The organism is Deinococcus aquaticus, from assembly GCF_028622095.1.
GTDB classification, from domain to species: Bacteria; Deinococcota; Deinococci; order Deinococcales; family Deinococcaceae; genus Deinococcus; species Deinococcus aquaticus.
Genome location: NZ_CP115165.1, coordinates 1,177,716 through 1,189,981, shown reverse-complemented (window position 1 = coordinate 1,189,981; position 12,266 = coordinate 1,177,716). Strand labels below are relative to the sequence as shown.

Below are 12,266 nucleotides of genomic sequence, written 5' to 3'. Positions count from 1 at the left end.
GTATCGTGAAGGCATGAACGCCCGCGAGCAACTCCGCATGCTCATCCTGGCCGTCCTCGACCGCCAGCCCGAACACGGCTACGCCATCGCCCAGGCCATCAACACCCGCAGCGAAGGCCTCCTGCGCGCCCGCGAAGGCACCCTCTACCCCGCCCTGCACGCCCTCGAAGCCGAAGGGCTCATCGAGAGCAGCGAACATGAGGTCGCTGGCCGCACCCGGCGCGAATACCGCCTGACCGAGAAGGGCCGCGCCACCCTGGCCCGCACCCGCCGCGACTGGCAGGCCCAGGTCGGCGCCGTGCGGGCCGTCCTGGGGGAGAACGCATGACCAATCCACTACATAACTGGCTGGACGTCGCCCTGCGTGACCTCGCCCCCGCCGCGCAGCGCCGCGTGAGCGCCGAGTACCAGGCGCACGTGCAGGACGCAATGACAGGCGGACTGACCGAACCAGAAGCCGTCGCCACCCTTGGCGACCCCGCACAGGTCAACCGCGCGCTGCGGCGCACGTACGCCACGGAGGAAGTCGCCACGCAGTACCGGACCCCGTCCCGGCGTCTCTGGGTTGCCATGCTGCTCGCGCAGCTTGGGCACACCGCACTGGTGATCCTCAGCAACCTGGAAGACCACGCCGACCTGCTCCGGCACCTGACCGGCCCCCTGACCGGGCTGACCCTGCTGCTGGCCCTAATGGCGCTCATGAAACAGCGCCCGACGCCGTACACCTCGACGCTGGGCACACGACTGCTGGTACTGCCCCTGACGTCCGGCCAGTGGATCACGGCGCTGCTCACTCCGGCAAGAGACACCTTGGATCTGGCGTTCCTGATTGTCCTGCCGCTGGCGCTTGTGGGGATGGCCTGGGACGCGCACCGCACGGCACAGCGCGTGAGCCGTACCCTGAATCTGGAAGGGCAGGCATGACGGCGGACGCGCTGAATCCGGATCTCGCCGCCTATCTGGACGAGGTGACGGCGCCGTTCCCGGAGGATTCAGCCGTACGCATCCGGTGGGACCTGACGGCGCACGTGCTGGACGCTGCGGCGCTAGACGGGGCAAGGATTCAGGAGGCCCTGGTAGCGCTGGGTCCGGCTGATGAGGTGCGGGCAGCGCTGAAGGCGCAGTTCTTCACGCGGGCGGACGTGGCGTGGCTGGAGCGGGACGGGCAGCTGCGCCGCCTGCTAGCGGAAGAAGAAACGGCGCCCGCGCCACTCTGGCAGAGTGCGCTGGGCTGCGTGGTGGTGGTGGGCCTGCTGACGTGGCTGATCTGCGGCTGGCCGGGCCTGCCCGCGCTGATCGGTTCGCGGGAATTCACGTGGATCGTGCCGGCCCTGCTGACGCTGGAACTGGCGCTGCTGGAATTCACGCAGCGGCTGAGCCTGCGTCGGCCCGTGCGGTCGGCGGCGGTGCTGCGCCGCGTGTCCGGGACGCTGTTCGCTCCACTGGGCATCGCACTGAGTCTGCCGGTGTTCGCTCCGTCGGTGGTGACAGAACCGGCCCTACTGGCAGCTGCACTGGGAGCGGCGCTCCTGGGGGCTTACCTGACCCGCCCGCGTGAGGCGCTGACGCTGGCCGGGAAGGCGTGGCGGGGCGCGCGGTGAGCGCGGCATAGTGGGAGCATGACGACGCTGGACACTCCCTTCCCCCCCGCTGCCCTGACTGTGCTGGACGTGATCCGTTCGCGCCGCACGGTGGATATCAGTCTGCTGAAACCGGACGCGGTGCCGCGTGAGGTGGTCGAGGCGATTCTGGAGGCGGGGACCTGGGCGCCGAATCATGGTCGGACGGAGCCGTGGCGGTTCACGGTGTTCACGGGTGAGGGCCGCGCGCAGCTGGCCGAGGTGTTCGCGCAGGCGTACGCGGCGGGCAGCGCGCCGGACCGGGAGGACGGGGCGGCGCTGGAGGCGCAGCGGGCGCGGGCGTGGCGGGCGCCGCTGTGGATCAGTCTGGAACTGCACATGCCCGAGAAACCGAAGATGCCGGAGTGGGAAGAGCAGGCGGCCGTGGCGTGTGCGGCGCAGAACATGTGGCTGGCCGCCACGGCGTTCGGACTGGCCGGGAAGTGGGTGAGCGGCCCGGTGATGGTCAGTCCGGTCGCGGCGGAATTGCTGGGCGCACCGAAACTGCTGGGCCTGCTGTTCCTGGGGTACCCGGCAGGTGAGTTGCCGTCCAGCACCCGCGCGCCGCTGTCCGAGAAGGTCACCTGGGTGGAGTGACGGGCGGCGTCCGGATTACAGGTTGTCCTTGAAGAACTGCACGCTGCGGTTCAGGGCGACGCGCAGGTTCCCGGACAGGTTGTGGTTGTCGCCTTCGTAGCGGTACGCCTCGGCGCTCTGCCCGGCGTTCCTCAGGTCGTCCGCGAGGTTCTTCTGGAAGCTGTACGGCACGTCCTTGTCGTTCGTGCCGTGGTGCAGCTGGATGGGGCGGCCATTCAGTTCTTTCAGGTAGGCGTTGGGGCTCAGGAGGCGCAGGTAGCGGCGGTTCAGGGCGTCCAGCGTGCGCTTCTCGCCGGGCGGTGGGTTCCAGTCGGTGGACAGCACGTCGTAACTGGCGATCACGCCCGCCCACAGCGACGCGGCTTTCAGGCTGGGGTCCACGATCATGGCTTTCAGGCTCAGCTGGCCGCCCATGCTGTGGCCCCACAGGCCCATCCGGGCAGGGTTCACGCGCGGGTCGCGCCTGAGGCTGGCGGCGGCGTTCAGGACGTCCACGGTGTAGCCGGGGTCGTTGTACCCGCCCAGGGCCTGTCCCTCGCTGCTGCCGTGCCCCCGGTAGTCGCTTTTCAGGGTGACGAAGCCCGCGCGGGCAAAGGCGTCCTGGTACGCCACGTAGCGTTCGGTGGTGCGGTACTCGGCGGGCGGGATGTACCCGTGGTTGAACACGATGGCCGGCCAGCCGCCCTGCGGCGGTGTGCCGCGCGGCACGGTCAGCAGGGCGTTAATGCGCAGACCCTCGGACTGGTAACTCACGACCTGCCGGGTGTAGTTACTGCCGGCGGCCAGGGTCTGCCGCACGGTCAGGGCGCTGCCGGGGTACTCGCGGGCCTTGAGGGCCTGGATGCTGATGGGATTGCGGGACACGGCGGCTTTCAGGGCAGTGTCGCTCAGGTCCTGCAGGGGCCGGCCGCTGTCTGGGGCCTCCTCGCCGGGCGCGGCGGGAGTGCCCGTGACCGGCGGGTTCCAGGGCAGGCGGAACGGCAACGTGTCCGGCTGCGTGACCGCCACGAACGCCGCCCCCAGGACCAGCGCGAACAGCACGAGATTGATCAGGCGCCGCACGGCGTTACAGGTTGTCCTTGAAGAACTGCACGCTGCGGTTCAGGGCCACGCGCAGGTTCCCGGACAGGTTGTGGTTGTCGCCAGGGTACACGTAACTGCTGCCCAGTTTCCCCAGGGGCCGCAGCGACTGCGCCAGCGCCGTGTGGAACGCCACGGGCACGTCCTCGTCGTTCGTGCCGATGTGCAGCTGCACCGGGCCGCCCAGGTCACGCAGGTAACTGTTCGCGCTGAGCTTGTTCCAGAAGGCGGGGTTGTCGCGTGGCGTGCCGTACTTCTCGACGGCCCGCTTGCGCAGGTTCAGCACGGCGCTGGGAATGCTGGCCGGCACGGGCGCGCGGCGCGTCCAGCTGTTCATGAGCTGATCGTAATCACCGACCACCCCGGCCCAGATCACGCCCGCTTTCACGCTGGGGTCGATGGTCATGGCGCGCAGGCTCAGGAACCCGCCCATGGAGTGGCCCCACATGCCGATCCGGGCAGCGTTCACGCGCGGGTCACGCTTGAGGCTGCCCAGGGCGTTCATCACGTCGGTCGTGTAGCCCGGCGCGTAGTACCCGCCGAGCGCCTCACCCTGACTGCTGCCGTGCCCCCGGTAATCGCTTTTCAGGGTGACGAACCCCGCCCGCGCGAACGCATCCTGGTACGCCACGTAGCGTTCCGTGGTGCGGTACACGTTCGGGGGCACGTACCCGTGGTTGAACACGATGGCGGGCCAGCCCCCCCTGGGCGGCGTGCCGCGCGGGACGGTCAGCAGGGCATTGATGCGCAGCCCCTCGGACTGGTAACTCACGACCTGCCGGGTGTAGTTGCTGCCCGCCGCCAGCGTCTGCCGGACCGTCAGGACGCTCCCACGGTACCCGCCCTTCTGAAAGGTCTCCCGGGCCGCCGGAATGCTCATCTGCGCGGCGTCCACTCGGGCCAGCGCCGCCGCAGACTGCGCGGAGGCCGGGAACAGCGGCGCGGACAGGCACACAGCCAGGAAGGCGAAACGTGACGAGATCATACCCCTGAACGTAGAGCCGCCAGACGCCCCGCACTGCGGCTGAGCCGACCTTCTCCCGTTAAGCGTTTTCCCAGACGGCCCTCATGGGGTCGGGGATCAGCGGCTCAGGTCGTACCCGAGCAGGGTGGTGAACGGCACCGGGTTCGTGCTGCCCAGCGGCTGCGACTGGTCGTACACGTTCCAGCCGCTGCGAACCGTCATGGCTGGCAGGGCCTCGCCGCCACCCAGGAATGCCGGGAGGGTCACGGCCGGAATATTCGCGTCAGTCGGACTGACCACCAGCCACTTACGGTTACGGGCCACCGTCTCACCCACGTCGTACTGCGCGTTGTTGTTCGCGTCATCGAACGCCACGACCTGATACACGCCCGCCACGTTGAACACACCCGGAGCCGGCAACTCAAACCCGAACTGCCAGCTGTTCAGGCCGCTGCTGACCAGGTTCTGCCCGATCGTGCTGTCGTTCTTGACGGCTCCCGGAACGCCGGTCCCGATCAGCGCGAGACGCAGGCGGGGGCTGTCGCCCCAGCGGCCCGCCACGGTCCCACTGAGCGGGTAGGCGTCCGGCGCGCGAACCTCCTGCGGGCGGCAGGCGACCAGAGCGGCGCTTAAAAGCAGAAGGGCGGGCAGTACGGGACGCATCACCTCCAGGGTACCGGAAAGCCCAGGCGGGCGGACGCAGTCCAGACCTCTCTTTCCCGGCAACTGACCTGAATACCAGCTGAGAGCTGCCTGAAGCGGTCTTGTGGTGCCGGCCCATGAGGGTTATATTTGTTTTCTATAGCAACACAAAGCCTGATCTCAAATCAGGTTCCTGAAGGGTCACACACACCTCCGTTCCGGCAAGGGCTGGCGCCGTCATCCACGTGTACCCCCAGGGATCAAGGAGTTTCCATGAAGCGATTTGGTGCCCTTTCACTTCTTGCCCTGACCGGCGCGCTCCTCACCGCCTGTAACACCGGGGTGGGAGACATCACCATTCCGGCGTTGAACGTCACGGTTAGCCCCGCCACCCTCGTGAACGCCGGGACCGCCACGTTCACGGCTGCGACCTCGGACGAAAGTGGAATCAGCAAGGTTGAGTTCTACGACAACGGCACGCTGGTCACTGCGGATACCGCAGCACCTTACGAGGCCAGCAAGGCCTACGCCTTCGCGGACAACGGCGCGCACACCATCATGGTCAAGGCGTACGACGGTAGCGGGAACATTGCCACGAAGACCGCGCCACTGACCGTCGCCATTGCGGACCGGAACGAGCCGAACAACAGCGTGGCGGCCGCCACGGCCCTCACAGTGGGCACCCCTGTCAGCGGCGTCATTGCCGGACAGGACCGCGACCAGGATTACTTCAAGTTCACGGCCGCCGCTGGCGAGGCCCTGAAACTGACCGTGCAGAGCGTCAGCGTGGACGCCAAGAGCACCCTGGACCCGTACGTGATGATCCTGATGCCGGACGGCCGCACGGTCCTGGAAAAAGACGATGACAGCGGCGCGGGCCTGGAATCCGAGATCCGCTTCAACGCCCCGGCCGCCGGGACGTACACGGCCGTCGTGACCAGCTTCGACATTCACGACGACGCAACCGCCAAGAACGACCGGGTCACGAACACCTACCAGATCGCCCTGACCCGCCGCTGAGCACCGCCCGGCCCACCTCTGAATTCAAGGAGTTCCCTGTGAAGAACACGGTCAAATCCATTTCCCTGCTGAGTCTCGCGCTGGTCCTGGGGGCCTGCGGTACCAGTGCCCCCACCGCCTCCGCACCCATCGGCTCGACGCCCGCCGCCAACCGTGCCAGCATCCTGAAAGCCACGCCGAACACCCCGACCCTCTGGTTCGTGGAACTGGCCGGCGATCCCACCACGCTGAGCGTGCAGAGCGTCAGCGGGCAGCAGGCGAGCTTCCGCGCGCAGGCCGCGCAGCAGGGCGTCAAGTACCAGGAAGTCCGCAGCTTCCAGACGCTGTTCAACGGCTTCTCCGTGCAGGCCAGCGAGGCGGAAATCAACCGCATCTCGCGCCTGCCCGGCGTGCTGGGCGTGTACCCCGTCAAGGAGATCGCCGCGCCGAAGGTGGAAGTCAACCTGACCGACGCCCTGACGCCCGACATGTTCTCCGCCATCAAGATGACGGGCGCCGACGTGGCCCAGAACGAGCTGGGCCTGACCGGCAAGGGCATCAAGGTCGGCGTGATCGACACCGGCATCGACCTGGAACACCCGGCCTTCGCAGGCCGCGTGGTCGCGCAGTACGACTTCGTGGGTGACGACTACGACTTCGGCAAACCCACCAAACCCGACCCGATCGCGGACGACTGCGGCGGTCACGGTTCGCACGTCGCCGGGATCGTGGGCGGCAACGACGCCAGCAAGGGCTTCAAGGGCGTGGCGCCCGAGGTCAGCTTCGGCGCGTACCGCGTGTTCGGCTGCGACGGCAGCACGAGCGAAGACATCATGATCGCGGCCATGGAGCAGGCGTACAAGGACGGCATGCAGGTCGTGAACCTGAGCATCGGGTCCGCGTTCGAGAACTGGGAGGGCACGCCGTCAGCGAAGGTCGGCAGCCGCATGGTCAAGAAGGGCATGATCGTCGTGGCGTCCGCCGGGAACAGCGGCGCCAGTGGCCAGTACTCCATGGGCGGCGTGACCATGGGCGACAACGTGATCTCGGTCGCATCGATCAGCAACACCGAGATCGAGGTGAACAAGTTCACGCTGTCGTCCGGCGAGACCATTCCGTTCATGGCGGGCGACCCGGCCCCCACCGGCAAGGCAGGCGTGACCCTGCCCATCACGAAACTGGCCACCAGCACCACCACCACCGCCACCGACGGCTGCTTGGTCGGCACCGCGAACCCCTACGCGGCCGGCAGCCTGACCGGCAAGGCCGTGCTGATCCGCCGCGGCACCTGCACCTTCTACGAGAAGGCCAAGAACGCCCAGGACGCCGGGGCCAGCGCCGTCATCCTGTACAACCGCGACTCCGGGTACCTGGCGCCCTCGCTGACAGGAGCAAGCAGCATCACCATTCCCGTGGCGTTCGTGAACGACGCCAGCGGCGCCAAGATCGATAGCAAGATTGCAGCCGGTGTGTCCATGACCTTCGCCGACGGCAAGATCAGCATTCCCAGCCCCACGGCGAACACGTTGGACTCGTACTCCTCGTACGGCCTGAGCGCCGACCTGGAACTCAAGCCCGACATCTCCGCGCCGGGCGGGAACATCCGCAGCGCCTACCCCCTGGAGAAAGGGAACGGCGGGTACGCCACCCTCAGCGGTACCAGCATGGCCTCCCCGCACGTGGCAGGCGCCGCCGCGCTGATGCTGCAGGCCTTCCCGAACACCAAGGCCAAGGACATGCGCGGCCTGCTGATGAACAGCGCCACGCTGCGCTGGTACCGCAACCCCGCCGGCACACTGTTCACCGGACTGCCCGATTACGTGCAGCGCCAGGGGGCCGGCATGGTGGACATCGTCGGGTCGTACTACAACACGGTGCGCGCCACGCCGAACAAACTGAGCCTGGGCGAGAGCGCCAGCTTCGCCACGCGCAACAAGGTCGTGGTCCTGAAGAACACCTGGACCCGCACCGAGACCTTCAAGGCCTACCACTACCCGGCACTGACGGTCGGCGGGACCACCCTGGCCCCCGCCGCCAGCCAGGCCTACGCCACCATGACCATCAACGGTCAGGACGCCGACAAGGCCGACGTGATGGTCACGGTCCCTGCCGGCGGCGAGACCGAACTGAACGTGGTGATCACCGCCCCGGCCGGCGCGCCCGACAAGTCCCAGTACGGCGGGTACATCGTTCTTGAAAGCAGCTCCGGCCAGAACATGGTCATCCCCTACGCCGGCTTCAAGGGCGATTACCAGAGCATCCAGGCGCTCGGGAATCTGACGATCGGCGGCGCGAGCTACAACTTCCCCGCGCTGTTCGACGACAAGGAAGACACCTTCTTCGAGGAAGGCGAGGTGGCGACCGCCCCCATCGACTACACCTTCAAGGGAATCGCGCTGGACCCCAGCAAGCCCACGGAACTGACCAACGACGCCCCGTACGTCATCGCGCAGCTGTCGCATCAGGTCCGCAAGATGACCATGGAACTGCTCGACGCGAACGGCGCCGTCGTGGACACCCTGCTCAAGCAGGAGTACCTGGGCCGCAACTGCACCAACAACGTCGCGCTGACCAGCAACACCTGCGACGCCTACAACACCTACGCCTGGGACGGCAAGCTGAGTAACGGCAACGCCGCCGCGAACGGCACCTACCAGCTGCGCCTGAAGGCCCTCAAGGCCCAGGGTGACGAGAGTGTCGCCACCGACACCGAGGTGTACACCACCCAGAAATTCACCGTCGCGCGCCCCTGATCGCCTGACCGCACAACAGAGCGCCGCCTCCCAACAGGGGGGCGGCGCTGTTCGTGACGCTGCGTTCAGCGCAGGCGAGTCAGGATGGTGTCGATCACGCCCTGAAGGTCCAGCGGGCCGGTGTCGATCACCAGGGCGTCGGGGGCGGGGGCACTCTGCACGGTGTCCAGCTCGTCGCGGCGTTGCAGGGCGGCCTCGATGGCGGGCACGTCTTCCGGGCGTTCGCGGGCGCGGCGCTCGGCGCGGATGCGGGCGCTGGCAGTCAGGTAGAACTTGTGGCTGGCGTGCGGGAATACGTTGGTACCCATGTCACGGCCCTCGGCCACGAACGGTTCGGGCAGGGCGCGCAACTGGGCGTCCACCCACTCCCGCACCTCCGGCAGGGCCGCCACGACGCTGACGCCCCGGTCCACGCGGGTCGAGTGCAGGTCATCCGTGAGTTCACGTTCGCCCTGCCAGACGCGGTTGCCGCCGGCCAGGGGTTCCAGGCGGACCGGATGTGTGCCCAGCAGGGTCAGCAGGTGGGGCGCGGCGTGCAGGTCTAGGCTCGCCTCCAGGCCCAGCAGGGTTGCGGCGCGGTACAGCAGGCCGCTGCTCACGTAGGGCACGCCGAGCGCCTGCGCGACACCCGAGGACACGCTGGATTTTCCGCTGGCCGCCACGCCGTCAATGGTCACGATCATCAAGAGGGCAGTGTAGCGCGGCCGCGCCGTCACCGGCCCTGCCTGCCCTCATCCTTCTGCGTGACGCGCCGTGCGTCCGGGCCGCTACACTGGTAGGAACGATGAAACACGCTGCCCTGATCCTGACCGCGCTCCTTGCCCTGACCGCCTGCCAGAAGAAGGACGGCGCGGCCGCCACGCAGACCGACACGACCCAGACCGACACAGCGGCCACGGACACCGCCACCGATACGGCGACCACCGACACGCCCGCCACGGACACGGCGGCGGCCGGTCCGGCCGTGACCAAACCGGGCGCCGTGCCCGCCGGATACACGCTGGTCCCGGCACTGAGCGACAAACCCACCCGTGAATTCAAGGCCGAACCGGACCCGGCCCTGGAAGACGGCAAGGACTACTACGCGCTGATCGACACCAGCCGCGGGCAGCTCCTGGCAGACCTGTACGAGCAGGAAACGCCGGTCACCGTGAACAACTTCGTGTTCCTGGCCCGCAACCACTACTTCGACGGCATCCGCTTTCACCGCGTGATCGACGGGTTCATGGCGCAGACCGGCGACCCCAAGAGCGTGGATGAGAGTAAGAAAGCCGAGTGGGGAACCGGCGGCCCCGGCTACAGCTTCGCCGACGAGTTCCGTCAGAAACTCACCTTCAACGCCGGCGGCATTCTCGCCATGGCGAACAGCGGCCCCGCCACGAACGGCAGCCAGTTCTTCATCACGTTCGAACCCACCGACTTCCTGAACGGCAAGCACACCATCTTCGGGAAGGTCGTGACCGGCGACGACACCCTGCCGAAACTGACGCGCACCATGGACCAGAGCAACGCCGAGATCGAGGGCGCGACGGCCGACCAGATTCTCAGCGTGCGGATCCTGACCAAGGGTTGATACGGACTCCGGTTGAATGGTTTACAGACCATTCAACCGAGCGGAGCGAGTGGGAGCAGGACGGATTCCGTCTGAGCACCCCCCCTGTTCCGCGAGCGCGCCCCCAACTGGGAGGCGCGCTTTACAGTTCCAGGTCGGTGGGCGTGTGTGCCTGGGCGGGAATGGCGGTCAGGAGCAGTTCGTACTTGCCGGTCACGAAGATCTTGAAGCCGTGTTTCTGCAGGCCGCGCCGGGCGTTGGTCACGTCGGCGGCCAGCAGGCTCAGGTCCGGGCGGGCGTAGTTGCGCATCCGCGCCCCGTACGAAAGCGTGCCGCCCCGGTAGCGGGCGTTCGGGTACCCGAGGATCAGGCCGCCGCCGGGGGTCAGGTGGTGGCGGCGCAGCGTGGCCAGCAGCACATCCTGCGTGACGCCGGGGCTTTGCAGGAGGCTCAGGGCCAGGATCAGGTCGAAGCGGCCCAGTTCGGGCGGGAGGGCGTTCACGTCGAGCGTGTGGAAGGTGGCGTGCGGGTGGCGGGTGCGGGCGGCCTGCACGGCGGCCGGGTCCAGGTCCACGCCCACCACTGCCAGCGCGCGGTCCGGGAGGGCCAGCGGCAGGGCGTCCAGTTCATGTCCGGCGTTCACGCCAAGCGCCAGTACACGCCCGCCGGGTGGGGGGTTCACGCGGCGCAGCGCCTCGGTGAACGTGGCCAGGAATACCGGGTCTTCCAGTTTGTTCACGCGGGCCCAGTCGCCGTCGGGGCCGTATCCGGCGTGGTCCGGGTCGCGGGCCGGGGCATGCGTGCGCAGTGTGAGGCCCACGCGGCCCTCCCCTGCCCTCTGCGGCGTCAGCAGGTGCGCGCCCAGCAGGTCCGCGAGATCCGTCCAGGTGTTCCAGGGGCGGTGCGTGCCGTGCGGGGTGGCCTCGCCCGCGTACAGGCCCAGGCCGGCGTCGGGATCGGGCACGGTGAAGGTCACCTGCCCTGCGGCGCGCAGACGGTCACGCACGTCGGGCAGGATGACGCTCATTGGTTCGGTAGTGAACACGGGGATCTCAGACATAAGAAAACCCCGTCATCATAGACGGGGTTCACGAGATGCGGGGCTCAGCCCTGGAGGGCGGCGGCCAGCTGGCGAAGGCCGTCCTGGTCGGCAGCGGGAGCGTCGGGGGTGATGCTCTCGGTCGCGGCGCCCAGATCCGGGAGCAGCGCGGCGGCGCCTTCGAGGTCACCGCTTTCCAGCGCGGCTTTCAGGCTGGCGAGGTGCTCGACGATGGTCTCGGCGCCGGGAACGCCGTCCAGCGTCTGGTGCCAGGTGGTGACGTTGGCGACGGCCGCGCTGGCCGGTACGCCCTGAAGTCCGCCCGACAGGGCATCGAGGGTCTGCTGAAGCTGTTCATTCATGATGGACCTCCAGAAACTGAGTTTTCCTGCCCGGTCAGAAGACCACTCGGCGCGGCGGGCAAGTGTACGGGATCACGCTTCATGAACGCACGCACTCCGGCAGAAAATGCCGTCCTGGCGGCAGATTTGCAGGGAATGATACGGTCGGTGGCGCGCTCTTGCATTGCCCTGATGGAATGTCCCTTTCTTCCACCCCGGGCGGCCCCGGCCCTGAACAGGTGCTGACACGCGCGTTCCTGCGAGCCGCCGATCCCGGCCCGGCCCGCGCGCGGCTGAGCCTGCTGTTCATCCAGTCGGACCCGGACGCCTGCGTGCGCGTGGACGGACGCAGCGGCACATCGGTCGTCACGACTGGCGAGGCGGCCCGGCAGGGTGCGGCCGACCTGACCTTCCACCTGCGCGGGCCGGGCGCGCACGCCTTCTGGCGCGGCGAACTGAACGTGGTGGCCGCCATGACGGACGGCACGCTGCGCATCGAGGGGCCGCTGCTGCGCGCGCTGGCCCTGGCCCCCGGCCTGAAGCTGGTGCAGGCCGCATACCGCGCGGAGACAGAAGGCGGGCCGGCCGTCTAACCGGAGTCCGTGTCATACGGATTCCGTCTGTTTCGTTAACAACCCGGAAATACACCGGGTTGCCAACTCCACGCCCGGAACCCGTCC

14 protein-coding genes are annotated in these 12,266 nt (G+C 68.1%); 8 read left to right on the top strand and 6 right to left on the bottom strand.

Going from position 1 to position 12,266, the window contains the following annotated elements:
• Positions 1-13 precede the first annotated feature (13 nt).
• Genes M8445_RS05805 through M8445_RS05790 form a run of 4 tightly spaced genes read left to right on the top strand, consistent with a single transcriptional unit; the run spans position 14 to position 2,216 of the window.
• Positions 14-328: a PadR family transcriptional regulator gene (locus M8445_RS05805; RefSeq protein WP_273990334.1), complete on the top strand. Its 315-nt coding sequence runs from the start codon at positions 14-16 to the stop codon at positions 326-328.
• Positions 325-924 (top strand): HAAS signaling domain-containing protein, encoded by a 600-nt coding sequence (locus M8445_RS05800; protein ID WP_273990333.1) that lies wholly within the window; start codon positions 325-327, stop codon positions 922-924. Before M8445_RS05805 ends, M8445_RS05800 begins: the two co-directional genes overlap by 4 nt.
• Positions 921-1,601 (top strand): hypothetical protein, encoded by a 681-nt coding sequence (locus M8445_RS05795; RefSeq protein ID WP_273990332.1) that lies wholly within the window; start codon positions 921-923, stop codon positions 1,599-1,601. The genes M8445_RS05800 and M8445_RS05795 overlap by 4 nt, the downstream gene beginning before the upstream one ends.
• Before the next feature lie 18 nt (positions 1,602-1,619).
• On the top strand, positions 1,620-2,216 hold the full coding sequence (locus M8445_RS05790) for a nitroreductase family protein (protein ID WP_273990331.1): 597 nt from the start codon (positions 1,620-1,622) through the stop codon (positions 2,214-2,216).
• A gap of 15 nt (positions 2,217-2,231) precedes the next feature.
• Here M8445_RS05790 and M8445_RS05785 read toward each other — a convergent pair whose 3' ends face one another.
• From M8445_RS05785 to M8445_RS05775, 3 genes are all read right to left on the bottom strand, one after another.
• Positions 2,232-3,107 carry an alpha/beta hydrolase family protein gene (locus M8445_RS05785; protein ID WP_380091491.1) on the bottom strand — a complete coding sequence of 292 codons (876 nt, stop codon included), beginning with the start codon at positions 3,105-3,107 and terminating at the stop codon, positions 2,232-2,234.
• A gap of 175 nt (positions 3,108-3,282) precedes the next feature.
• Positions 3,283-4,281, bottom strand: coding sequence for an alpha/beta hydrolase family protein (locus M8445_RS05780; RefSeq protein ID WP_273990328.1), 999 nt, complete (start codon positions 4,279-4,281; stop codon positions 3,283-3,285).
• A gap of 96 nt (positions 4,282-4,377) precedes the next feature.
• Positions 4,378-4,923 carry a hypothetical protein gene (locus tag M8445_RS05775; RefSeq protein ID WP_273990326.1) on the bottom strand — a complete coding sequence of 182 codons (546 nt, stop codon included), beginning with the start codon at positions 4,921-4,923 and terminating at the stop codon, positions 4,378-4,380.
• Positions 4,924-5,175: 252 nt separating this feature from the next.
• On the opposite strand from M8445_RS05775, the gene M8445_RS05770 reads away from it, so the two are divergent.
• On the top strand, positions 5,176-5,922 hold the full coding sequence (locus tag M8445_RS05770) for a DVUA0089 family protein (RefSeq protein ID WP_273990325.1): 747 nt from the start codon (positions 5,176-5,178) through the stop codon (positions 5,920-5,922).
• Between the two features lie 38 nt (positions 5,923-5,960).
• Positions 5,961-8,654 (top strand): S8 family serine peptidase, encoded by a 2,694-nt coding sequence (locus M8445_RS05765; protein ID WP_273990324.1) that lies wholly within the window; start codon positions 5,961-5,963, stop codon positions 8,652-8,654.
• Positions 8,655-8,719: 65 nt separating this feature from the next.
• On the opposite strand, the gene cmk is transcribed toward M8445_RS05765, so the two are convergent.
• Complete coding sequence (gene cmk / locus M8445_RS05760; protein ID WP_273990321.1) at positions 8,720-9,337, bottom strand: (d)CMP kinase; 618 nt, start codon at positions 9,335-9,337, stop codon at positions 8,720-8,722.
• Positions 9,338-9,438: 101 nt separating this feature from the next.
• On the opposite strand from cmk, the gene M8445_RS05755 reads away from it, so the two are divergent.
• The gene (locus M8445_RS05755) at positions 9,439-10,227 is read left to right on the top strand and encodes a peptidylprolyl isomerase (protein ID WP_273990319.1); all 789 of its coding nucleotides are present in this window, start codon (positions 9,439-9,441) and stop codon (positions 10,225-10,227) included.
• A 121-nt stretch (positions 10,228-10,348) separates the two neighbouring features.
• Here M8445_RS05755 and M8445_RS05750 read toward each other — a convergent pair whose 3' ends face one another.
• Positions 10,349-11,233, bottom strand: a complete 885-nt coding sequence (locus tag M8445_RS05750) for a class I SAM-dependent methyltransferase (protein ID WP_273990317.1) — start codon at positions 11,231-11,233, stop codon at positions 10,349-10,351.
• Positions 11,234-11,310: 77 nt separating this feature from the next.
• Positions 11,311-11,607 carry a hypothetical protein gene (locus M8445_RS05745; RefSeq protein ID WP_273990316.1) on the bottom strand — a complete coding sequence of 99 codons (297 nt, stop codon included), beginning with the start codon at positions 11,605-11,607 and terminating at the stop codon, positions 11,311-11,313.
• A gap of 176 nt (positions 11,608-11,783) precedes the next feature.
• On the opposite strand from M8445_RS05745, the gene M8445_RS05740 reads away from it, so the two are divergent.
• The gene (locus M8445_RS05740; RefSeq protein ID WP_273990314.1) at positions 11,784-12,179 is read left to right on the top strand and encodes a hypothetical protein; all 396 of its coding nucleotides are present in this window, start codon (positions 11,784-11,786) and stop codon (positions 12,177-12,179) included.
• Positions 12,180-12,266 lie beyond the last annotated feature (87 nt).